The following is a 21,474-nucleotide window of genomic DNA, read 5'->3' on the forward strand; positions in this document are numbered from 1 at the left end:
GAGCGGTCCGGGAGCTGGCTGAGCAGGCTCGTCAGCCGCCGCTGATGCCCGCCCCCGCCCCCGCCGGAGCCGCCCGGTGATCGCCGTCCCGGCCCTCCTCGGCCTGGTCATCGGCGCTCTCGTCGGGCTGCTCGGCGGTGGTGGCTCGATCCTCGCCGTGCCGGCGCTCGTCTACCTCGCGGGCCAGGACCTGCAGCAGGCCGTCGCCACCTCGCTGGTCGTCGTCGGCACCACCGCGGTGGTCGCGCTCCTGCCCCGGCTGCGAGAGGGGCAGATCAGCTGGCGGATCGGGCTGCTGTTCGGCGCGGCCGGCGCGGCCACCGCCTTCGCCGGGGCCGCGGTCAACCGGGTGCTGCCCGACGAGCTGACCCTCGCCCTGTTCGCCGTCCTGATGGTCGGCGCCGGGGTCCGGATGCTGCAGGAGAAGCCGGCCACCGGGACCGCCTGCGCGGTCGAGGGCGGCCGGGTGAACTGGCGCCGCTGCCTGCCGCGGACGCTCGCCGGCGGTCTCGTCGTCGGCTTCCTCACCGGCCTGCTCGGCGTCGGCGGCGGGTTCCTCATCATCCCCGTGCTGGTCCTGGCCCTCGGCCTGCCGATGCCGACCGCCATCGGCACGTCCCTGGTCGTCGTGGCGGTCAACTCCGCCGCCGGGTTCGCGGCGCACGCCGGCGAGGCGACGCTCGACGTGCCGGTCACCCTCGCCTTCACCGCCGCAGCCGTCGTCGCCGCCGTCGTCGCCGCACGACTCGGCACCGGGGTGGACACCGACCGGCTCCGCCGCTGGTTCGCCCGGCTGGTGCTGGTCGTGGCAGCCGTGCTCGCCGGCGGGCTCCTCGTCGACCTGCTCGGCTGAGCGGCTACTTCAGGAGGCTGCGGGCGATCACCATGCGCTGGACCTGGTTGGTGCCCTCGTAGATCTGGGTGATCTTGGCGTCGCGCATCATCCGCTCGACCGGGAAGTCCTGGGTGTAGCCGGCGCCGCCGAAGAGCTGGACGGCGTCGGTGGTCACCTGCATGGCGGTGTCGGACGCGAAAGCCTTGGCCGCGGCGGACACGCGGGTCACGTCGGGGCGCCCCTGCTCCCCGGCGGCGGCCGCGACGTAGACCAGGTGGCGGGCGGCCTGGATCTTCATGTCCATGTCGGCGAGCATGAACTGCACGCCCTGGAAGTCGCCGACCGAGCGGCCGAACTGCTTGCGCTCCTTGACGTAGGCCACCGACGCGTCCAGCGCACCTTGCGCGACGCCGACGGCCTGGGCGCCGATCGTCGGGCGGGTGAAGTCCAGGGTGCGCAGCGCGGTCTTGAAGCCGGTGCCGGGCGCCCCGATGATCCGGTCGGCCGGGATGGTGCAGCCGGTGAAGTAGAGCTCGCAGGTGGGCGAGCCCTTGATGCCCATCTTCCGTTCCTTGGGCCCGACGGCGAAGCCCGGGTCGTCGCGGTGGACGGCGAACGCGGAGATGCCGTTGGCGCCCTTCCCGGGCTCGGTGACCGCCATGACCGTGTACCACTCGGAGACGCCCGAGTTGGTGATCCAGGCCTTGGTGCCGTCGAGCACCCAGGAGTCGCCCTCGAGGCGGGCGCGAGTGCTCATGGCGGCGGCGTCGGAGCCGGCCTCCCGCTCGGAGAGGCCGTAGCTGATCATCGCCTCGCCCGACGCGATGGACGGCAGCACCGCCCGCTTCACGTCCTCGGACCCCGACAGGATGATCGGCATCGAGCCGAGCTTGTTCACCGCGGGGATGAGCGAGGCGCTGACGTCGACCCGCGCGACCTCCTCGATCACGATGCAGGTCGCGATGGCGTCGGCGCCCTCGCCGCCGTACTCCTCGGGGATGTGAGTGGCGTGGAAACCGGCCGCGGTCAGCGCGCGCTGCGCCTCGACCGGGTAGCGGGACTCGGCGTCGACCTCGGCCGCGTACGGCGCGATCTCGCGCTCGGCGATGTCGCGCACCGCCTCCCGGATCGCCTCGTGCTCCTCGGTCAGCGCGTACAGCCCGGCGGCGTTGTTACCCACGAGTAGATCGTAGGACGCGCTCCTACCGCTCGGAAGCGAGCCGCTCCTGCAGGGTGAGGTCACGGGCGACGACGGACTCGGCCAGCTCGGCCTGGAAGCGGGTCACCGCGGCGAGCAGCTCGGGGTCGCCGGCGGCCAGGATGCGCACGGCGAGCAGGCCCGCGTTGCGGCCACCGCCGATGCTGACCGTCGCGACCGGGACGCCGGCGGGCATCTGCACGATGGACAGCAGGCTGTCCAGGCCGTCGAGCCGGTCCAGCGGCCGGGGCACGCCGATGACCGGCAGCGGGGTGGCGGCGGCGATCATCCCGGGCAGGTGCGCGGCACCGCCGGCACCGGCGATGACCACCTTGAGGCCCCGCCCGGCCGCGGCCTCCGCGTAGTCGAGCATGCGGCGCGGGGTGCGGTGCGCCGAGAGCACGTGCGCCTCGTACGGGACGTCGAACTCGTCGAGCGCCTCCGCGGCCGGCTGCATCGTCGGCCAGTCGGAGTCACTGCCCATGACGATGCCGACCACGGGTTCGTCGCTGTCCACGTCAGTGCTCCTCTGCGAAGGCGAAGGCGGGGTCGACGACGCCGTCGGCCAGGTAGCGGGCCGCCGCGACCGCGCGGGCGCGGACCTCCTCGACGTCGTCGCCGAGCGCGGTGAGGTGGCCGAGCTTGCGGCCGGGCCGCTGGGACTTGCCGTACCAGTGCAGCTTCACGTCCGGCCAGTGCGCCATGAGGTGGTGGATGCGCTCGTCGAGGGGTGGGCCTGCCCACCCCGGCGCGGCGGCGGCCCCGCCGAGCACGTTCGCCATCACGACCACCGGCGCGGTCATCGCCGTGGAGCCCAGCGGGTAGTCGAGCACCGCCCGCAGGTGCTGCTCGAACTGGCTGGTGCGGGCGCCCTCGATCGTCCAGTGGCCGGAGTTGTGCGGCCGCATCGCCAGCTCGTTGACCAGGACGCCGTCCTCGGTCTCGAACAGCTCGACGGCGAGCATGCCGACGACGCCCAGCCGGTCGGCGATGCGCACGGCCAGCTCCTGGGCGGCGAGCGCGCGCTCCTCGGAGAGGCCCGGGGCGGGCGCGAGCACCTCGGCGCAGACGCCGTCGCGCTGCACGGTCTCGACCACCGGCCACACGGCGACCTGGCCGAACGGCGAGCGGGCCACCTGCGCCGACAGCTCGCGCACCATGGGCACCCGCTGCTCGGCCAGCAGCGTGCCGTGCCGCTCGAGCAGCCCGGCGGCCGCGGCGGCGTCCGCGACCACGAAGACGCCCTTGCCGTCGTAGCCGCCGCGCGGGGTCTTGAGCACCACCGGCCAGCCGGTGCCGGCGGCGAACGCCTCGACGTCGGCCACGCTCGCGACGCGCGCCCACGCGGGCTGCGGCTCCCCCGCCGCGGCCAGCGCCTCGCGCAGGACCAGCTTGTCCTGCGCGTGGACGAGCGCCGCGGGGCCGGGGGCGATGCGGTGGCCGGCCTGCTCCAGCGCGTGCAGGTGCTCGGTGGGCACGTGCTCGTGGTCGAAGGTGAGCACGGTGGCGCCGTCGGCCAGGTCGCGGAGCGCGTCCAGGTCGTCGTGGGCGCCGATCCGCACGTCCGCGGCGACCAGCGCGGCGGACTCCTCGGGGCCGGCGCTGAGCACCCGCAGCGACTGGCCGAGCGCGACGGCGGCCTGGTGCGTCATGCGCGCCAGCTGCCCCCCGCCGACCATGGCGACCACGGGGAGACCGGTGACGGCGGAGAGGGGCGCGGTACCTGGCATGGCGCGACGAGCCTAGCGGGCCGCCGGCACCCACCGGACGCGCCGGCGGCAGGCACCGCCCCGGCGCGCGCTGCGGCACGAAGCGGGGACGTGGAACTGGCGCGGACCGGAAATCGGGAGCGCTCGGCCTAGAATCCTCCGAGTGCGCTCCTCCTCCCCCTCTCCGGAGCCGTCCGGCAGCCGCCTGCGCCGGCGGCTGAAGGAGCTCGGCGCCTTCGGGGTCGTCGGCGGATTCGCGTTCGTCGTCGACGTCGGCCTGTTCCAGCTGCTCTACGGCTACCTCGACGTCGGCGCCGTCACCTCCAAGACGCTGGCCACGCTGGTGTCGATGACGGTGGCGTTCCTGGGGCACCGCAACTGGGCGTTCGCGCACCGCGACAAGACGACGATCCGCCGCTCGTTCACCCTCTTCACCCTCATCAACCTGGGCACTCTGGTGCTGGGCGCGGCGATCATCTGGTTCGTGCGCTACCCGCTGGACCAGGAGCGCCTGCTGATCATCCAGATCGCCAACATCGGCTCGATCGGGCTGAACAGCGTGGTGCGCTACCTGGCCTACCGCCGCTGGGTCTTCCCCGCGTTCGCCGCCGTGGACCCGGCCGGCACCGGGGACCCCACCCCACCGGCCGACCCGGCGCTGCCGACGGGGACCCGCGGCGCCGCCTGAGCCGCACCGCCCCCCTCCCCAGGCGGCTCAGCTCGCGAGCCGGGATCCGTTCCGCCCCGGGACCACCTCGAGCCGGCTGGTGATCCGGGTGCGCAGCTCCTCGACGTGGCTGATGACGCCGACCGTGCGGCCGCCGCGGCGCAGCTCGTCGAGCACGTCCATCACCGCGTCGAGCGCCATCGGGTCGAGCGTGCCGAAGCCCTCGTCGACGAACAGGCTGTCGATCTGCACGCCGCCGCTCTCGGCGGTGACGACGTCGGCCAGCCCCAGCGCGAGGGCGAGCGAGGCCATGAAGCTCTCCCCGCCGGACAGCGTCTTCGTGGGCCGGCGGGTGCCGGTGTACTCGTCGAGCACCTCGAGGCCGAGGCCGCCGCGGGCACCGTGCCGGCCCTGGGCGTCGCTGTGCAGGAACGTGTACCGCCCGCCGGACATGTCCTGCAGCCGGCGGCTGGCCACCTCGGACACCTGCTCGAGGCGCGCGGCCAGCACGAAGGACTGCAGCCGCATCTTCAGCCGGTTCGCGCCGCGGCCGGTCGCCAGGTCGGCCAGGGCCGTCACCTGCTCGGTCACGGCGCGCTGCTCGTCGAGCTCGACCTCGGCCGCGGTGAGCTCGCCGGACAGCTCGTCGAGCCGGGCCACCCGGCGGCGGGCGTGCTCCAGCGTGGCGACGGCGGCCTCCCGCGCCGCAGTCGCCTCCCGGCAGCCGCCGGTGAGCGCCTCGAGGTCGGGGCGCTCCCCCAGGTCGGCGAGCTGCGGTTCGGCGAGGACGCCGGTGACGACGGCGAGCGCCCGGTCGTGCTCCTCGACCCGGCGGCCGAGCTCCTCGGCCCGGCCGGCCGGCAGCAGCGCCCGGGCGGCCGCGTCGAGGCCGGTGAAGCCGGCGGCGGCCACGCGGGACACGGCGACCGCCAGCGCGGCCTGCTCGGCCTGCCGGGCCCGCTCGTCGGCGGCGGCCGCCTCGACCTCGGCCTCGCAGCGCTCGGCCTCGCCGGTGAGCCGGGCGATGCGGGCGGGCAGGTCGGCGTCGTCCCCGCAGGCCTCGGCCAGCTGGGCGGTGACGTCGGCGAGCGCGGACCGGGCCGCCGCGAGCGTCGCCTCCTGCCGGCTGAGCTCCTCGCGGTCGGCGGCGAGTGCCGCCGCCGCGGCGTCCTGCTGGGCCCGCGCGCGCTCGAGCTCGGCGCGGGCGGTGTCCAGCCCGTCGGCGAGCAGCTGCGCGGCGCGCTGCTCGGCCCCGAGCGCCGCGAGGTCGGCCTCCTGGTCGGGCACCGGCTCGGTGCCGGCCTGCGCCCGCCGGGTGGCCAGTTCGCGCTCGGTCTCCGCGCAGGTGTCCCGCGCCGCGGTCCAGGCGACCTCCGCCTGCTCGGCGGCGCCGCGGGCGGCGTCCTCCTCGGCCCGCGTGACGACCGGGCCGCCGGCCTCCGCGGGCGAGGGGTGCTCGACCGAGCCGCAGACCGGGCACGACGAGCCGTCGGACAGCCCGGCGGCGAGCTCGGCGGCCATGCCGTCGAGGCGCTGGGTGCGCAGGTCGTTCCAGCGCTCGCGGGCGTCCAGCCAGGCCTCGCGGGCGGAGTCGGCGGCGGCGCGCCGGCCGGTCAGCGCCGTCTCGAGCGCCCCGGCGTCGCGGGCGGCCTCCAGGGCGGTCCGGCGGGCGTCGACGGCGGCGCGCAGCCCGGGCAGCCGGGCGGCCGCCTCGGCGGCGGTGTCGACGGCGGCCTGGTGCTCCTGCACGCGGCCCGGCCAACCGGCGAGGGCCCGCTCGCCCGCGGCGCAGCGGTCGGCCAGGGCGGCGAGGGTGCGCTCCCCCGCGGAGACGTCGCGCTCCAGGCGGGTGGCGCGGGTGACCTCGGGCAGCAGCGCGCGCAGCGCGGCCGCCTCGTCGCGGAGGGACCGGGCCAGCCCGGCGTCGGCCTCGCGCCCGTCGGCCACGGCCGTCCACGCGGTGCGCGCGGCCGCGAGCGCGCCCGCGGCCCGCTCGGCTTCCAGCGCGGCGCGGCCGGCGGCCTCCAGCGCGTCGCGCACCGGCTCGGCCCGGCGCCCGGCGTCCAGCACCGCCCGCACCGGCTCGAGCTCCGCCGCCGCCGCGTCGAGGCGGGCCCGCTCGGCGAGCGCCCGGTCGCGGCGGGCGTGGCAGTCGGCGAGGGCCCGCGCCGCGACGAGCTCGGCCTCCCGGTCGCGTGCCCGCTCCCCCGCGGCGTCGGCCGAGGCCTGGGCGCGGGTGGCCTCCTCGGCCGCCTCGGCCCGGATGCGGCGCACCCAGGCGGTGACGGGTGACCCGGCCGTCGCGCCGACGAGTTCCGGGGCGAACTGCTCGGGGACGGTGACGTCGGCCGCGGAGGCCACCAGCGACACCAGCGTGCCGGTGCGGGCGCGGATGCGGTCCAGCGCCTCGCGGGCGGCCGTCCGCTCCCCGGCCAGCCAGTCCTCGACCCGGGCGAACCGGCCGACGTCGAACAGCGTGCGCAGCAGCCGGCCGCGGTCCTCGGGCTCGGCGCGCAGGAACCGCGCGAAGTCGCCCTGCGGCAGCAGCACGACCTGGCAGAACTGCTCGGCGGAGAGGCCGAGCCGGGTGCGCAGGTACTCCGAGCCCTCGTCGATGCGGGTGCTCACCGGCTCCCAGGCGTCGCCGACCCACCGCTGGAGGGTCAGCCGGGCCTGCTCGGTCGTGAACCCCTCGCCGCGGCGCTTGGGCCGCTGCTGCTCCGGGCGGCGGGTGACCCGCAGCCGCTCCCCGCCCAGCGTCAGCTCGAGCTCGACCTCGGTGCGGACGTCGTCGGCGGCGTGGTCGCTGCGCAGCCGCTTCTCCTCGCCGCGTGCACCGGGGACGGTGCCGTAGAGAGCGAAGACGACCGCGTCGAGCAGGGTGGTCTTGCCCGCGCCCGTCGGCCCCCACAGCAGGAACAGCCCGTCGCGGCCCACCTCGTCGAGGTCGACGTCGACCCGGGTGGCGAACGGCCCGAACGCGGTCAGCGCGAGCTGGTGGACCCTCATGCGGCGTCCTCGCGGGCCGCTGCCGCGAGCGCGCGGCCCAGCAGCTCGCGCTCGGCGTCGCTCGGGCCGGCGCCGCGGACGTGGTCGACGAACTCCTCGGCGACCTCGAGGTCGCTGCGGCCGCGCAGCCGCTCCTGGTAGCTCCGCCCGTCGGCCCCCGCGCCGGCACCGGTCCACTCCAGGTGCACGCAGTGCGGGAAGCGCTCGCGCAGCTGCCGCATCGGGTCCCCCGGGCGGACGGTGTCGGTCAGCCGCGCGGAGACGAAGTGCTCCTCCGCGGCCGCGTGCTCGGGCGCGGCCAGCAGCTCGGCGAGCTCACCGGTGAGGATCGAGAGCTGCCGGGGCGTCGGCAGCGGCACGGGCCGGACGTCGGCCAGGCCGGCCGCGTCGAGCTCGACCAGCCAGGCCTGCTTCTGCTGCCCCGCCTCGCCGAAGGAGTAGGCCAGCGGCGAGCCGCTGTAGCGCAGCCGCGGGGTGAGCGTCTGCGGCCGGTGCAGGTGCCCCAGCGCGACGTAGTCCACGCCGTCGAAGACGCCCGCCGGCACCAAGGTCCACGCCGCCGACGCAGATGTCCCGCTCGCTCTCGCTGGGCAGCCCACCGCCGACGAAGGCGTGCGCCAGCACCACCGACCGGGCGCCCGGGCGGAGGAAGAGATCGGCGCGGATGCGCTCCATCGCGGCGCTCAGCACGCCCTCGTGCCCCCGCACGGCGGCCTCGCCCCGGCCGGCCAGACCCAGCTCGTGCCGGGCCACCTCGGGCTCCAGGTACGGGATGCCGTAGACGGCCACCTCGCCGTGCTCGTCGGACAGCAGCACCGGCTCGTCGAGCGCCGGGGTGACCGCCCGGACGTGCAGCCCCGCGACGGCGAGCAGCCCGGAGAAGGTGCCCAGCCGGCGGGCGGAGTCGTGGTTGCCCGGCGTCAGCACGACCTGCGCACCCGCCGTCAGCAGCCGCCCGACCACCCGGTCGAGCACCGCCGTCGCGTCCGCCGAGGGGACCGCGCGGTCGTAGACGTCCCCGGCGACGACCACGACGTCCACCGACTCCGCGACGACCACCTCGGCCAGCCCGCCGAGCACGGCCTCCTGCTCGGCGAGCAGATCGGTGCCGTGCAGCGTCCGGCCGATGTGCCAGTCGGAGGTGTGCAGCAGTCGCATGCCGGCGACGTTAGGTGGTGGGTCCGACAGTTGCCCGCGCCGCCGGGAGCGGCGGCAGCGTGCGCAGGTCCAGCCGGCCCGTGCGGTCGTCGGCAACGGTCTCGACCGGGAGCAGCCGGTCCAGGCCCCGGACGACGAGGCGCCGGCCGGGCTCCTCGACGTACCGGTGCAGGCCGGCGGCCAGGCCGAAGCAGCCGAGGACGAGGAACGGCGCCGCCAGGGCCAGGCCGGGGCCCAGCACGTTGTGCTTGGCCGGGTCCTGCCACAGGACCGTCAGCAGCACGTCGAGCACGACGAAGTGGACGAGGTAGACCGCGTAGGAGATGCGACCCCCGAACACCAGGGCGCGGCCGGACAGCGCCTGCGCGAGGCCGCGCTCGGTCAGCGCCAGGGCGGCCACCAGGACCGGGAAGAGCACGACGACCACGCCGACGTGGTCACCGCCCGCGCCCGGCATCGTGCGGCGCCAGCCGGCCCAGAGGATGCCGAGCAGCACGAGCAGCGGGATGACCCGGACGGCGCCGGCGGCGAACGGCTCCCACGCGGCACGGCGGGCCCGGCCCACCGCGAGCGCGGCGAGCGCGCCGGCGGTGAAGGCGCAGGCAATGCGCAACTCCCACGGCAGCTGCGAGTTGTAGGGGCCCTCCACGGCGGCGATCACCACGAGCGGCGACACGGCGAGCACCGACAGGACCAGCAGGACCGACGCCGGCAGCCGCCGCAGCGGCCGGAGCAGCAGGGCCAGCAGCGGGAAGGCGAGGTAGGCCGCCCACTCCACGCTGATCGACCACCCCGGCAGCACGTAGCTCGCGCCGGCCAGCTCGTCGCGGCCCCACATGTGCGTCATGGCCAGCTGGCCGAGCAGGGCCGGCGCGTCGACGGCGGGGTGCGGGTTGACCAGGTCCGCGGCCCAGCCCGCCTCCCGGATGGCCCACAGCCACCCGGCCATGGCCAGCGTGACGGCGGCCCACGCGGGCCACACGCGGGCGAACCTGCCGCCGACGAACCGGACCAGCGAGCGCAGCCGCGGGCGCCCGAGCTCCTCGGCGTAGGCCCGCGTGATCACGAAGCCGCTGAGGACGAAAAACAGCTCCACCCCCGTCCAGCCGGCAGCGGCGACCTGCCCGGCGAACGGGACGGCGGACAGGTAGGGCGCGAGCTGGTTCGTGAAGTGGAACAGCACGACCCAGGTGGCGGCGACCGCCCGGAGTCCGGTGAGCGCCCGGATCTCCGCGCGCGGGCTCTGCGGCGCGGTGCCGGCCGCGTGCCGGCCGGTCAGGACCGGGGCCCGACGGTCTCCCGCGCGCTCGGCCGGAAGGGCACGGCGGGCAGGGCGCGGGTCCGCGGGCCGCCGGCCGCCGCGCCGTGCACGGCGGCACCCCGGGGCACCGGGATGACCTCCGTGCCGGACGGCACCTCGACCGCCGGTCGACGCCGGACCAGCCGGGCCACGGCGCGGGCGCGGCCCCGCAGCAGCAGGGAGCGGGCGGGCACCTCGACGCCGTGGTGCAGCGCCATGGCCAGCAGCACCGACAGGACGACGGCGAACGGCGCGAGCAGCGCCAGCCCCGGGCCGACCACCCGCGTCGTGGGGTCCTGCCCCTGCCAGACGTAGGTGAGCAGGACGTCGAAGACCGGGTAGTGCACGAGGTAGAGGCAGTAGGAGATGCGCCCGCCGTAGACGACCAGGTCGCGGGAGAGCCAGGCGGCCGGTCCGCGGTCGGTGAGCGCGAACGCGCCGACCAGCGCCGGGAACAGGACGACGGAGATGCCCGCGTAGTCGTGCGCCGGGTCGCCGGCGCGGCGCCAGGAGGCCCAGAAGCAGAACACCACGAAGGCGACCGTGCAGGCGACGCTGACGGCGAACGCGAGCTGCTCGACCCGCGGGGTGCGGCGCAGCCCCAGGGTGCCGATGGCGACCAGCATGCCGGCGACGAAGCTGCACGCCAGGCGGTACAGCCAGGGCACCTCGGGGTCGAGGGGGCCCTCGACGAAGGCGGTGACGGCCATGGGCGTCATGAGCAGCGTGGCCAGGCCCAGCAGCACGCCGGCGGGCAGCCGGCGCAGCGGGAGCAGCAGGACGGCGAGCAGGGGGAAGGCCAGGTAGGCCGCCCACTCCGCGCTGATCGACCAGCCCGGCATGACGTAGCTCGGCCCGACGATCGAGGTGGCGCCCCACATCTGGGTCATCGACAGCTGCTCGAGGTACTGCCCCGGGCTGACCACGGGGTGCGAGACCCAGACGTCGGCGTAGAGGCCCTTCCAGCGGACGGCGAGGATCCAGCCGGCCATGAGCGTGGTGACCAGCGCCCAGACCGGCCACACGCGGGCGAAGCGGTTGAAGACGAAGGTCGCGGCCTTGCCGATCGTGAACCGGCCACCGACCTCGCACGACGTAGCTGCGGGCGATCACGTAGCCGCTGAGGACGAAGAACACCTCGACCCCGAGCCACCCGGCGTCCAGGACCGGTCCCACCAGCGGCACCTGGTCCAGGTAGGGCATGAGGATCGGCTTGAAGTGCCCGATCACCACGACCATCGCGGCGACGAGGCGCAGGCCGGTCAGCGCGCGGATCTCCCCGCGCGGCATCGACGGCAGGTCGGCTGAGGTTCGGCTGTCCTGCGGCATGGAACGAAAGTAACGGCGCGATCACGCAGGGTTGAGCCGAAAAGATGACAAGTCGTTCCGCATTCTGGGCAAGGCTCGACAACGCCGTCCCAGGCGCACCACCCGCCACCGGCAGGGCGCCGAGCGGTCGACAGTGCTGCGGTCAGAAGTGCTGCGGCGCGGTGTCCCCCCGGCCGATGGAGTGCTCGCCGGCGTAGCGGGCGCTCTCCCGCGCCCGCCGGTCGGCGTCCTCCTCGATCATGTGGTTGAGCAGCTGCTGGGTGCCCTCGCTGTCCGGGATCTGCCGCAGCACGGTCGCCCCGCCGTCCCCCGCGGTCTCCACGGTGAGCGTGCCGGAGTTGATCAGCCGCTCCCAGAGCGTCTGCGTGTAGGAGACGTCGGTGATCCGCCCCAGCCCCAGGTCGCGGCCGCGGCGGGCCAGGATCCCCTCGCGGAACAGCAGCCGGTGGGTGGTGACGACGTAGTGCGTCGTCCGCCACCGGGCGAGCGGGACGGCGACGGTGAGGACGAGCAGCACGACGGCGACCGCCACGATCACCATCCGGTAGACGCCCTGCTGCCGGCCGTCGGGGACCAGGGCGGCACCGAAGGAGGCGGCGCCGACGATCAGCAGGAGGCGCACCACGGGCCAGAAGACGGTCAGCCAGTGCGGGTGCAGGTGGCGGACGACGTCCTCGTCCTCGGCGAGCAGCTTGTCCGGGTAGGGCATGCCGCCAGGATGGCGCAGCCCGGGCCGCCGTCACCGGAACCGCGGTGCGGTGTCGTGAGGAGTGGGGCCCGGAGGGTCCCGCGATCGAGCGACGGAGGGCTCAGCTCAGCGGGGGGACGGCACGTGGCCGCGGTGCGGTCCGGAGGACCGCGATGTCATCGCACGTGTCGGACGTCGCCGCTGGCCAGCTCCACCGTGCCGGTCGGCGTCCGGACGACGAGCCGGCCGTCCCAGTCGACGCCCTCGGCGACGCCGTCCAGCAGCGACCCGTCGGGCAGGTGCACCTGCACCGCGGTGCCGACGGTGGAGGACCAGCGCAGGTAGTCCGTCGCGAGCCCGGAGGCGATCGGGTCGCCCAGGTGCTCGATCCAGCGCAGGTAGCGCGCCTCCAGCGCCCGCAGGAAGGCCAGCAGCACCGGCGCGCGGTCGACCGTGCCGCCGGTGATGACGGCCAACGAGGTGCCGGTGTCGGGCAGCTCGGCTGCGGTGGTGGAGACGTTCAGCCCGGTGCCGACGACGACCGCCGCCGGGAGGGTGGCCGACGGCGCCGTCTCGGCGAGGATGCCGGCGAGCTTCCGCCCGTCGCGGGCGAGCACGTCGTTGGGCCACTTGACCGAGGCCAGCACGCCGGTCGACTCCCCCACCGCCTCGGCCAGCGCGACGCCGGTGAGCAGCGGCAGCCAGCCCTTGCGCGCCGCGGGGACGTCGGGGCGCAGCAGCACCGAGACGGTGAGCCCGGCGCGCGGCGGGGAGGTCCAGACGCGGTCGAGCCGGCCGCGGCCGGCGACCTGGTGCTCGGCGAGCAGCACGGTGCCCTCGGGGGCGTCCTGACCGGCGGCGGCCACGAGGTCGGCGTTGGTCGAGCCCGCCTCGGGCACGACCTCGAGCGCCGTCCACAGGCGGCTGCCGCGGGTCAGGGCCGCCTGGAGAGCGGCGGCGTCGAGGGGCGGACGGCCGAGATCCGACCATCGAGGTGAGGAGTCGCCGGGCACTCCCCTACGCTACGTAACCCGTGACCGGGCGCGCCCGGCCAGGGATGAGCACGGCGGCCCCACCACCGCGGCCGAGGTGCGCCAGCGAGGAGGAAACGTGAGCGCGGCTGAACTCGAGAACGCCGGGGAACAGGTCCCCGACGACATCGACATCCACACCACCGCCGGGAAGCTGGCCGACTTCGAGCGCCGCGTCCAGGAGGCCCAGCACGCGGGCTCCGAGCGCGCGGTCGAGAAGCAGCACGCGGCGGGCAAGATGACCGCCCGCGAGCGCATCGAGGCGCTGCTGGACCCGGGCTCGTTCACCGAGTTCGACGAGTTCGCGCGCCACCGCTCCACGAACTTCGGCATGGACGCCAAGCGCCCGTTCGGCGACGGCGTCGTGACCGGCTACGGCACGGTCGACGGCCGCCCCGTGGCGATCTTCAGCCAGGACGTGACCGTCTTCGGCGGCGCGCTCGGCGAGGTCTACGGCGAGAAGATCGTCAAGGTCCAGGACTTCGCGATCAAGAACGGCTGCCCGGTCATCGGCATCAACGAGGGCGGCGGCGCGCGCATCCAGGAGGGCGTGGTCTCCCTCGGCCTCTACGGCGAGATCTTCCAGCGCAACGTGCACGCCTCCGGCGTCATCCCGCAGATCTCGCTGATCATGGGCCCGGCCGCCGGTGGGCACGTCTACTCCCCGGCGCTCACCGACTTCATCGTCATGGTCGACAAGACCAGCCAGATGTTCATCACCGGGCCCGACGTGGTGAAGACCGTGACCGGCGAGGAGGTCACGCTCGAGGAGCTCGGCGGCGCCCGCACGCACAACACCAAGTCCGGTGTCGCGCACTACCTGGCCGAGGACGAGGCCGACGCGCTGGACTACGTCAAGGCGCTGCTGTCCTACCTGCCGAGCAACAACCTCGACCCGCTGCCGGCCCTGGAGGTCGCCCCGGTCGAGACCGTCCTGCCCGAGGCGCTGACCGACGAGGACCTCGAGCTCGACACGTTCATCCCGGACTCGGCGAACACCCCCTACGACATGCACGCCGTCATCGAGCACGTCCTCGACGACGGCGAGTTCCTCGAGGTGCAGCCGCTGTTCGCGCCCAACCTGCTGATCGGCTTCGGCCGCGTCGAGGGCCGCCCGGTCGGCGTCGTCGCCAACCAGCCGACCCAGTTCGCCGGCACGCTGGACATCGACGCCAGCGAGAAGGCCGCCCGCTTCGTGCGGACCTGCGACGCCTTCAACATCCCGGTGCTCACCTTCGTCGACGTCCCGGGCTTCCTGCCCGGCACGTCGCAGGAGTGGGAGGGCATCATCCGCCGCGGCGCCAAGCTCATCTACGCCTACGCCGAGGCCACCGTCCCCAAGGTCACCGTCATCACCCGCAAGGCCTACGGCGGCGCCTACGACGTCATGGGCTCCAAGCACCTGGGCGCCGACGTCAACCTGGCCTGGCCGACGGCGCAGATCGCCGTCGTCGGCGCGCAGGGCGCGGTCGGCATCCTGTACCGCAAGGAGCTGGCCGCCGCCGAGGACCCCGACACCACGCGCGCGGAGCTGATCGCCGAGTACGAGGACACCCTCGCCAACCCCTACATCGCCGCCGACCGCGGGTACGTCGACGCGGTCATCCCGCCGTCGCACACCCGCGTGCAGGTGACCAAGGCGCTGCGCGTCCTCGCCAACAAGCGCCAGACCCTGCCGGCCAAGAAGCACGGCAACATCCCCCTGTGACCATGACATCGCGCCCCTCCGGGCCGCACCGCGGCCACGAAGCAGCTCCCGACAGCGGAGCGCCGCTGCTGACCGTCGTGAAGGGCGAGCCCTCGGCCGAGGAGCTCGCCGCGCTGACCGTCGTCGTGGCCGCGCTCTCCCAGCGCCGGTCCCGGAAGCGCCCGACGCCGATCGGCGGCTGGGCGGCCTACGGGCGCTCCCACCGCCGCCCGGAGGCGCTCGGTCCCGGCGGCTGGCGCGCGGCCGGGAGCCCGGCATGAGCGTCGACCGCAGGCTCGTCCTGGCCTCGGCGTCCCCGGCGCGGCTGTCGCTGCTGCGGCAGGCGGGCCTCGCGCCCCGAGGTCGTGGTGAGCGACGTCGACGAGTCCAGCTACTCCGCGCCGCGGGTGGCCGAGCAGGTCGCCCTGCTCGCGGCGGCCAAGGCCGCCGCGGTCGCGAAGCGGGAGACCGACGCGCTGGTCATCGGCGCGGACTCGCTGCTCGAGTTCGGCGGCAAGCCGCTGGGCAAGCCGGCCGACGCCGCCGACGCGCGGGACCGGTGGCGCCGGATGTCCGGCCGCTCCGGCGTGCTGCACACCGGTCAGGCGCTGTTCGACGTCCGGGACGGCGGGGTCGCCAGCCGGGACATCGCCGTCGCCTCGACCGCCGTCTACTTCGCCGAGCCGACGTCGTCCGAGATCGAGGCCTACCTGGCCACCGGCGAGCCGCTCGCGGTGGCCGGCGCGTTCACCCTCGACGGTCTCGGGGCACCGTTCGTCCGGCGTGTGGAGGGCGACCCGGCAGCCGTCGTCGGTCTCTCGCTCACCGTGCTGCGCACCCAGCTGGCCAAGCGCGGCCTGGCCATCACCGACCTCTGGCGTCGCTGAACCCCCGTTCCACCCCCTGACTACAGTCCGACCGGTCCACAGACGAAGGAGAGCCCGGTGCAGAAGGTCCTGATCGCCAACCGCGGTGAGATCGCGGTGCGAGTGGCGCGTGCGTGCAAGGACGCCGGTCTCACCAGCGTGGCCGTCTACGCCGAGCCGGACCGCGACGCGCTGCACGTGCGCGTCGCCGACGAGGCGTTCGCCCTGGGCGGCACGACGCCCGGGGACTCCTACCTGGTCATCGACAAGATCATCGACGCCGCGAAGCAGTCCGGCGCCGACGCGATCCACCCCGGCTACGGGTTCCTCTCGGAGAACGCCGACTTCGCCCAGGCCGTCATCGACGCCGGGCTGACCTGGATCGGGCCGTCGCCGCAGGCGATCATCGACCTGGGTGACAAGGTCGCCGCCCGGCACATCGCCACCAAGGCCGGCGCCCCGCTGGTGCCGGGCACCAAGGACCCGGTCGGCGGCGCCGACGAGGTCATCGCCTTCGCCGAGGAGCACGGCCTCCCGATCGCCATCAAGGCGGCGTTCGGTGGCGGTGGCCGCGGGCTCAAGGTGGTCCGCGAGAAGAGCGAGATCGCCGAGCTGTTCGACTCCGCCGTCCGCGAGGCCGTCTCGGCCTTCGGCCGCGGCGAGTGCTTCGTGGAGAAGTTCCTGGACAAGCCCCGGCACGTCGAGGCCCAGGTGCTGGCCGACACCCACGGCAACGTGATCGTCGTCGGCACCCGCGACTGCTCGCTGCAGCGCCGCAACCAGAAGCTGGTCGAGGAGGCGCCCGCGCCGTTCCTCACCGACGAGCAGCGCGCCCGGATCCACGAGTCGGCCAAGGCCATCTGCAAGGAGGCCGGCTACCACGGCGCCGGCACCGTCGAGTACCTCGTCGGCACCGACGGCTCCATCTCCTTCCTCGAGGTCAACACCCGCCTGCAGGTCGAGCACCCGGTCTCGGAGGAGACCAGCGGCATCGACCTCGTCCGCCAGCAGTTCCGCATCGCCCAGGGCCTGCCGCTGGAGATCACCGAGGACCCGACCCCGCGCGGGCACAGCATCGAGTTCCGGATCAACGCCGAGGACGCCGGCCGCAACTTCATGCCCGCCCCCGGCCCGGTGGACCGGCTGGAGATCCCGCAGGGCCCCGGCGTGCGCTGGGACTCCGGCGTCGAGACCGGCGGCGAGGTGGCCGGCGCGTTCGACTCGATGCTGGCCAAGCTGATCGTCACCGGCGCCACCCGCGAGGAAGCGCTGCAGCGGGCCCGCCGCGCGCTGGACGAGCTCGTGGTCGAGGGCATGCCCACGGTCATCCCCTTCCACCGCGCCGTCGTCCGCGACGAGGCGTTCACCTCCGAGCCGTTCACCGTGCACACGCGGTGGATCGAGACCGAGTGGGACAACCAGGTGCCGGCGTACTCCGCCGCGCCGTCCGAGGCCGACGAGCCGGCGGCGCGCCAGACCGTCGTCGTCGAGGTCGGCGGCCGCCGGCTCGAGGTGTCGCTGCCCGCCGGCCTGGCCGCCGGTGGCGGGGCCCCCGCGGGCGCTCCGGCCAAGCCGCGCAAGCGCGGCGGCGGCCACGGCGGGTCGGCCGCCTCGGGTGACTCCCTCACCTCGCCGATGCAGGGCACGATCGTGAAGGTCGCCGTCGAGGACGGCGCGACCGTCGCCGCCGGCGACCTGGTCGTCGTCCTCGAGGCGATGAAGATGGAGCAGCCGATCACCGCCCACAAGGCCGGCACGATCAGCGGCCTGTCGGCCGAGGTCGGCGCCTCGGTCACCAGCGGCGCGGTCATCTGCACGATCGCCGACGACGCCGAGTAGTCCGAACACGACGCCCAGGAGGCCGGATCCGCGCTCGCGGATCCGGCCTCCTGCCGTTCGGGGTGCCGGGTGCTGCCGGGATCAGCGGGTGCGCAGCCGGCGAGCCCGGCGCACGACCAGCAGCGTCGCGCCGGCCAGCCCTGCCCCGGAGACCGCGACGAGCACCATGCCCAGGCCCGACCCGCCCGCGGCCGGCTCCAGCGTGGCCGCGGCGGGGACGAACGGAGCGGGCCCGGGCACCTGCGGCTGGGCCGGGGCCGCGGCCGCCACGGGGGTCTCCGCCTGCGCGGCGGGCGCGGCCGCCGCGCGGCCGGCCGGGGCGCCCGGCAGCAGCCGGCCGGTGCCGGGGTCGCGGGGCGCTGCCGCCGCGGCGGGCGCCGCCGGCGGGGCCACCGGCACCACGGAGAGCGCCGCGGTGCCGTCGTCGAGCGACCGGACGGTGACGGTGAACCCACCTCCGGCGAGCTCGACCGGCACGCCGACGGGCAGCGCGCTGCGCAGGTCGGCGTCCCACCCCCCGGACGGGGACGGCGTCCCGTCGAGGAGCACCGCCGTGTCGGGGAACGCGGCTGCGCGGCGCACGAGCACGCCGGTCTCCAGCCGGTAGCGGTTCCGGTCGGGGCGGCCGAGCCAGGCGTCCCGGCCGGTCGCCGTCCGGTACTCGAGCCAGTAGGCGGTGCCGTCGGCGGCCACGAGGCGGAGCGCCTGCGTACCGGTGCGGCCGGCCACCGGCGCGAGCTCGATCTCCGCGGGCGCGTCGAGGACACCCAGCTCCCGGGTGGCGCCGGCCGGGAGCGCGCCGAGCAGCGCGGCCTGTGGGGCGCTCAGCGAGCCCAGCTCGCTCCAGGAGACGCCCATGACGTCGTAGAGGTCGCGGTAGGCGGCGGTGCGGCAGGTGCCCGCCTCGACGGTGCCGTCGCACTGCAGCGCCGAGGAGTGGCTCAGGCCGAGGTTGTGGCCCAGCTCGTGGGCCATGACCGAGGGCAGCACCTCCCGGACGTAGAGCCGGCCGCCCGACGCCGGGCCGGCGCCGACCTCGGCGAGGGCGTAGGAGCAGCCGGGCTGCGCGGCCGTCTGGCTGCTCAGCTGGAGCATCAGGTGCCGGCCGGGTCCGGGCCGGAAGCCCACGGCGGCGGCGGCCTCGTCCCACAGGGCGGTGGGGTCGGCGCACCCGGCGGTGGTGCTGATCCAGTCGTGCGCCGCGGCGACGCCGAAGCGCACCGCTCCCCCGGTCTGCTCCGACCAGAACGCGGCGACGGGCCCGTCGACGGCAGCAGCGACGTCCTGCGGTGTCACGTCCGCGTCGGGGCGGGTGCCCGCCGGCGCGACGAGGACGACGGTCACCGCGTTGGTCACCGGGCCGCGCACCGCCACCGGGGCCGGGGCGGGCGTGACCGAGTCGGTGCTCAGGACCTCCGCGGCCGGTTCCAGGCCGTGCTCGACGGCGCCCTCGTCCTGCACGTCGCCGCCGACGGTGAGCTCGACGGTGGCTCCCGCGGGCACCCCGCCCAGGTCCTCGGTCGGCACGCGGACGGCGCCGTCGGCGGTCTCGACCCAGCTCAGCGGGGCGGTCGCCGCGTGTGCCCCGTGCTGCCCGGCCGGGTCGTCCTCCGCCCACGCCTGGAGCAGCCGGCCGACGACGGCGGTGCCCTCCGGCTCACCGGCGGAGGCGACCCCGGCGGCGGGGCCGGCGATCGCCCCGGCCGCGACGCCCGCGACGAGCAGGGCGCGCAGCAGGGCGGCGGAACGGGCACGGGCGGGAGACATCCCTCCCTGCATCGGCGGGCTGCGCGCGCGTCGGCACCGATCCGGCCGAATCCAGCCGAATCCGCGCCCCAGCCGTCACAGCGGCCCCCACGCCCTCCCGGGCACCGCTCCCCCGGTCCGGGCGAGGTGGTCCGGGCGAGGTGGTTCAGGCGAGGTGGTCGGCGCCCATCAGCCGGCGCCCGGCCTCGGTGATCGATCCCGAGAGGGAGGGGTAGATCGCGAACGTCTGGGCGAGGTCGGCGACGGTCAGCCCCTTGGTCACCGCCAGCGCGATCGGCAGGATCAGCTCGGAGGCACCCGGCGCCACCACCACGCCGCCGAGGACCACCCCGGTCGAGCGGCGGGCGAACAGCTTGACGAAGCCGTCGCGCAGGTCGCTCATCTTTGGCGCGGGCGTTGGTGGCCAGGGGCAGCCGGACGACGTCGACCTCGGTCCACTCCGGCAGGCTCTTCTCCTGCACGCCCACGGTGGCGATCTCGGGGTGGGTGAAGACGTTGGCCGCGACCGTCTTGAGCTTGATCGGGCTGACCGCCTCACCGAGCGCGTGCCACATGGCGATCCGGCCCTGCATCGCCGCGACCGAGGCGAGCTGGAAGACGCCGGTGACGTCGCCGGCGGCGTAGATGCCGGGCACCGAGGTGCGCGAGACGCGGTCGACGACGACGTGGCCGGACTCGGTGAGCCCGACGCCGCAGAGCTCCAGGTTCAGTCCACCGGTGTTGGGCACCGTGCCGACGGTCATCAGCGCGTGCGAGCCCTCGACGGCGCGCCCGTCGGTGAGCTCGACGACGACGCCCTTCTCGGTCCGCCGCACGCCGGCGGCCCGCCCGCGCTCCAGCTTGCCGCCGCGGGACTGGAAGACCTCCTCGAGCACCTCGGCGGCGTCGGAGTCCTCACCGGGCAGCACCCGGTCGCGGGAGGAGACCAGGGTGACCGGCACGCCGGCCTCCAGGTAGCCGGAGGCGAACTCGGCGCCGGTGACCCCGGAGCCGACGACGACGAGGTGCTCGGGCATCTCGGTGAGCTCGTAGACGTCGCGCCAGTCGAGGATCCGCTCGTGGTCGGGCTCGGCGCCGGGCAGCACCCGCGGGTCGGCACCGGTCGCGATCAGGACGACGTCGCCCTCGAGCCGCTCGGTGACCGCGCCGTCCTCGCCCAGCACCTCCACGCGGTGCGCGGCCAGGCCGCGGACCTCGTCGGCGAGCCGCCCGCGCCCGGTCACGATGCGCACGCCCTCGCCGGCCAGGCGGGCGTGGATGTCGCCGGACTGGGCCAGCGCCAGCCCCTTGACCCGCTGGTTGACCGCGGCGAGGTCCAGGCCGACCGCGGCCAGCTCGGCGCCGTGCACGCCGAGGGCGGAGGAGTCGTGCACCGAGGTCATCGCGCCGGCGGCGGCGATGAGCGCCTTCGAGGGGACGCAGTCGGTGAGGACGCTGGCGCCCCCGATGCCGTCGCGCTCGATGACGGTGACCTCGGCACCGAGCTGCGCGGCGACCAGCGCGGCCTCGTAGCCGGCCGGTCCGCCGCCGATGATGACGATGCGGGTCATGGGTCCTTCTTCGTCGGGGAGGGTTCGGGCGTCGGAGCCATTGTCCCCGCCCGGCCGCGGTCCGGCGTCAGCGCCGCCCGGCGCCGGTGTCCGGCCCGGCCGGCCGGGCGGAGGGCGCGGGCTCGCGACGGATGCGCCAGACCGCGGAGACCGCCTCGACGGCGATGCCGGTGTTCATCTTGGACTCGCCGAGCTCGCGGTCGCGGAAGGTGATCGGCACCTCGACCACCCGGGCGCCGGCCTGCAGCGCGCGGTGGGTCGTCTCGATCTGGTAGCCGTAGCCGTTGGCCTCGAACGAGTCGACGTCCAGCCGGGTCAGCAGGTCGGTGCGCCAGGCCTTGAACCCGCCGGTGAGGTCGCGGATGCCGGCGCGGAGCACGGTGCGGGCGTACAGGTTGCCGACCCAGGACACGGTGCGGCGGCTCCAGGGCCAGTTCGCCACCGCGCCGCCGGGCACGTAGCGGGAGCCGATCACCAGGTCGGCGTCCTCGATCGCGGCGATCAGCGCGTCGATGGCCTGCGGGTCGTGCGACCCGTCGACGTCCATCTGCACGATGACGTCCCACCGCCCGGCAGCGAGCGCGTGCGTGAAGCCGGCGACGTAGGCGGTGCCCAGGCCGAGCTTGCCGGAGCGCTCGAGCAGCTCGACCCGGCCGGGGTGCTCCGCGGCGAGCGCGCGCACGAGGTCCCCCGTCCCGTCCGGTGAGCCGTCGTCCACGATCAGGACGTCGGGCGCCACGGGGCGGGCCAGGACCGCCTCGACGTGCCGGCGGACGTTGTCCGCCTCGTTGTACGTCGGCGTCACGACCAGGACGCGCACGCTGTTCCTCTTCTCTCGCGG

20 protein-coding genes and 1 pseudogene are annotated in these 21,474 nt (G+C 75.4%); 7 read left to right on the plus strand and 14 right to left on the minus strand.

Features of this window, described 5'->3' with window-relative positions; all coding sequences use genetic code 11:
- Nucleotides 1-76: 76 nt before the first annotated feature.
- On the plus strand, nucleotides 77-853 hold the full coding sequence (locus JKP75_RS15495; protein WP_309229897.1) for a sulfite exporter TauE/SafE family protein: 777 nt from the start codon (nucleotides 77-79) through the stop codon (nucleotides 851-853).
- Between the two features lie 4 nt (nucleotides 854-857).
- Here JKP75_RS15495 and JKP75_RS15500 read toward each other — a convergent pair whose 3' ends face one another.
- From JKP75_RS15500 to JKP75_RS15510, 3 genes are read right to left on the minus strand one after another with little or no spacing between them, the layout of a single operon-like run.
- Entirely contained in the window at nucleotides 858-2,015 is a 1,158-nt protein-coding gene (locus JKP75_RS15500) for an acyl-CoA dehydrogenase family protein (RefSeq protein WP_200490414.1), read from the minus strand.
- Between the two features lie 22 nt (nucleotides 2,016-2,037).
- Nucleotides 2,038-2,517, minus strand: coding sequence for a 5-(carboxyamino)imidazole ribonucleotide mutase (gene purE / locus JKP75_RS15505; protein ID WP_200491339.1), 480 nt, complete (start codon nucleotides 2,515-2,517; stop codon nucleotides 2,038-2,040).
- 34 nt (nucleotides 2,518-2,551) lie between these two features.
- On the minus strand, nucleotides 2,552-3,763 hold the full coding sequence (locus JKP75_RS15510; protein WP_200490412.1) for a 5-(carboxyamino)imidazole ribonucleotide synthase: 1,212 nt from the start codon (nucleotides 3,761-3,763) through the stop codon (nucleotides 2,552-2,554).
- Nucleotides 3,764-3,905: 142 nt separating this feature from the next.
- Between JKP75_RS15510 and JKP75_RS15515 the strand changes: the two genes are divergently transcribed.
- Nucleotides 3,906-4,430 carry a GtrA family protein gene (locus JKP75_RS15515; protein WP_200490410.1) on the plus strand — a complete coding sequence of 175 codons (525 nt, stop codon included), beginning with the start codon at nucleotides 3,906-3,908 and terminating at the stop codon, nucleotides 4,428-4,430.
- 27 nt (nucleotides 4,431-4,457) lie between these two features.
- Here the strand turns inward: JKP75_RS15515 and JKP75_RS15520 are convergent, their stop codons facing one another.
- The 5 genes from JKP75_RS15520 to JKP75_RS15535 are packed head-to-tail and all read right to left on the minus strand — an operon-like array spanning nucleotide 4,458 to nucleotide 10,901.
- A complete protein-coding gene (locus JKP75_RS15520; RefSeq protein ID WP_200493212.1) occupies nucleotides 4,458-7,418 on the minus strand; it encodes an AAA family ATPase in 2,961 nt (986 codons plus the stop codon).
- Entirely contained in the window at nucleotides 7,415-7,777 is a 363-nt protein-coding gene (locus tag JKP75_RS21695) for an exonuclease SbcCD subunit D C-terminal domain-containing protein (RefSeq protein ID WP_309229898.1), read from the minus strand. The genes JKP75_RS15520 and JKP75_RS21695 overlap by 4 nt, the downstream gene beginning before the upstream one ends.
- Nucleotides 7,734-8,576 (minus strand): exonuclease subunit SbcD, encoded by an 843-nt coding sequence (locus JKP75_RS15525; RefSeq protein ID WP_242473346.1) that lies wholly within the window; start codon nucleotides 8,574-8,576, stop codon nucleotides 7,734-7,736. The genes JKP75_RS21695 and JKP75_RS15525 overlap by 44 nt, the downstream gene beginning before the upstream one ends.
- A gap of 10 nt (nucleotides 8,577-8,586) precedes the next feature.
- A complete protein-coding gene (locus tag JKP75_RS15530) occupies nucleotides 8,587-9,855 on the minus strand; it encodes an acyltransferase (RefSeq protein WP_255523376.1) in 1,269 nt (422 codons plus the stop codon).
- Entirely contained in the window at nucleotides 9,852-10,901 is a 1,050-nt protein-coding gene (locus JKP75_RS15535) for an acyltransferase (RefSeq protein WP_200493214.1), read from the minus strand. Before JKP75_RS15535 ends, JKP75_RS15530 begins: the two co-directional genes overlap by 4 nt.
- Between JKP75_RS15535 and JKP75_RS15540 the strand changes: the two genes are divergently transcribed.
- Entirely contained in the window at nucleotides 10,867-11,184 is a 318-nt protein-coding gene (locus JKP75_RS15540) for a hypothetical protein (RefSeq protein ID WP_200493215.1), read from the plus strand. The genes JKP75_RS15535 and JKP75_RS15540 overlap by 35 nt on opposite strands.
- A 163-nt stretch (nucleotides 11,185-11,347) precedes the next feature.
- Here the strand turns inward: JKP75_RS15540 and JKP75_RS15545 are convergent, their stop codons facing one another.
- Nucleotides 11,348-11,914, minus strand: a complete 567-nt coding sequence (locus tag JKP75_RS15545) for a PH domain-containing protein (protein WP_200490404.1) — start codon at nucleotides 11,912-11,914, stop codon at nucleotides 11,348-11,350.
- 155 nt (nucleotides 11,915-12,069) lie between these two features.
- Nucleotides 12,070-12,906: a biotin--[acetyl-CoA-carboxylase] ligase gene (locus JKP75_RS15550; RefSeq protein WP_200490402.1), complete on the minus strand. Its 837-nt coding sequence runs from the start codon at nucleotides 12,904-12,906 to the stop codon at nucleotides 12,070-12,072.
- Nucleotides 12,907-13,003: 97 nt separating this feature from the next.
- Here JKP75_RS15550 and JKP75_RS15555 point away from each other — a divergent pair, with 97 nt between their 5' ends.
- From JKP75_RS15555 to JKP75_RS15570, 4 genes are all read left to right on the plus strand, one after another.
- Nucleotides 13,004-14,632: an acyl-CoA carboxylase subunit beta gene (locus tag JKP75_RS15555; RefSeq protein ID WP_309229899.1), complete on the plus strand. Its 1,629-nt coding sequence runs from the start codon at nucleotides 13,004-13,006 to the stop codon at nucleotides 14,630-14,632.
- Between the two features lie 2 nt (nucleotides 14,633-14,634).
- Entirely contained in the window at nucleotides 14,635-14,892 is a 258-nt protein-coding gene (locus JKP75_RS15560; protein WP_200490400.1) for an acyl-CoA carboxylase subunit epsilon, read from the plus strand.
- An 87-nt stretch (nucleotides 14,893-14,979) separates the two neighbouring features.
- Entirely contained in the window at nucleotides 14,980-15,498 is a 519-nt protein-coding gene (locus tag JKP75_RS15565) for a Maf family protein (RefSeq protein ID WP_309229900.1), read from the plus strand.
- Nucleotides 15,499-15,555: 57 nt separating this feature from the next.
- The gene (locus JKP75_RS15570; RefSeq protein WP_200490397.1) at nucleotides 15,556-17,316 is read left to right on the plus strand and encodes a biotin carboxylase N-terminal domain-containing protein; all 1,761 of its coding nucleotides are present in this window, start codon (nucleotides 15,556-15,558) and stop codon (nucleotides 17,314-17,316) included.
- Nucleotides 17,317-17,397: 81 nt separating this feature from the next.
- Here the strand turns inward: JKP75_RS15570 and JKP75_RS15575 are convergent, their stop codons facing one another.
- From JKP75_RS15575 to JKP75_RS15585, 4 genes and pseudogenes are all read right to left on the minus strand, one after another.
- Nucleotides 17,398-19,083, minus strand: a complete 1,686-nt coding sequence (locus JKP75_RS15575) for a reprolysin-like metallopeptidase (RefSeq protein WP_200493216.1) — start codon at nucleotides 19,081-19,083, stop codon at nucleotides 17,398-17,400.
- Between the two features lie 145 nt (nucleotides 19,084-19,228).
- A complete protein-coding gene (locus JKP75_RS21700) occupies nucleotides 19,229-19,465 on the minus strand; it encodes a hypothetical protein (RefSeq protein ID WP_242473565.1) in 237 nt (78 codons plus the stop codon).
- Between the two features lie 61 nt (nucleotides 19,466-19,526).
- Nucleotides 19,527-20,633, minus strand: a pseudogene (locus JKP75_RS15580) (NAD(P)H-quinone dehydrogenase); the annotation flags it as partial.
- A gap of 67 nt (nucleotides 20,634-20,700) precedes the next feature.
- Nucleotides 20,701-21,453: a polyprenol monophosphomannose synthase gene (locus tag JKP75_RS15585; RefSeq protein ID WP_200490391.1), complete on the minus strand. Its 753-nt coding sequence runs from the start codon at nucleotides 21,451-21,453 to the stop codon at nucleotides 20,701-20,703.
- Nucleotides 21,454-21,474: the final 21 nt, after the last annotated feature.

The sequence above is a fragment of the Blastococcus sp. TML/M2B genome (genome assembly GCF_016612865.1).
Lineage (GTDB): Bacteria > Actinomycetota > Actinomycetes > Mycobacteriales > Geodermatophilaceae > Blastococcus.

Bases quoted from the DNA above. Each gene is read 5' to 3' on its own strand.
- purE (WP_200491339.1), bottom strand. From the start codon at position 2,517: ATGGGCAGTGACTCCGACTGGCCGACGATGCAGCCGGCCGCGGAGGCG.
- JKP75_RS15510 (WP_200490412.1), bottom strand. From the start codon at position 3,763: ATGCCAGGTACCGCGCCCCTCTCCGCCGTCACCGGTCTCCCCGTGGTC.
- JKP75_RS15520 (WP_200493212.1), bottom strand. From the start codon at position 7,418: ATGAGGGTCCACCAGCTCGCGCTGACCGCGTTCGGGCCGTTCGCCACC.
- JKP75_RS15525 (WP_242473346.1), bottom strand. From the start codon at position 8,576: ATGCGACTGCTGCACACCTCCGACTGGCACATCGGCCGGACGCTGCAC.
- JKP75_RS15540 (WP_200493215.1), top strand. From the start codon at position 10,867: ATGAGCGTGGTGACCAGCGCCCAGACCGGCCACACGCGGGCGAAGCGG.
- JKP75_RS15545 (WP_200490404.1), bottom strand. From the start codon at position 11,914: ATGCCCTACCCGGACAAGCTGCTCGCCGAGGACGAGGACGTCGTCCGC.
- JKP75_RS15560 (WP_200490400.1), top strand. From the start codon at position 14,635: ATGACATCGCGCCCCTCCGGGCCGCACCGCGGCCACGAAGCAGCTCCC.
- JKP75_RS15575 (WP_200493216.1), bottom strand. From the start codon at position 19,083: ATGTCTCCCGCCCGTGCCCGTTCCGCCGCCCTGCTGCGCGCCCTGCTC.
- JKP75_RS21700 (WP_242473565.1), bottom strand. From the start codon at position 19,465: ATGAGCGACCTGCGCGACGGCTTCGTCAAGCTGTTCGCCCGCCGCTCG.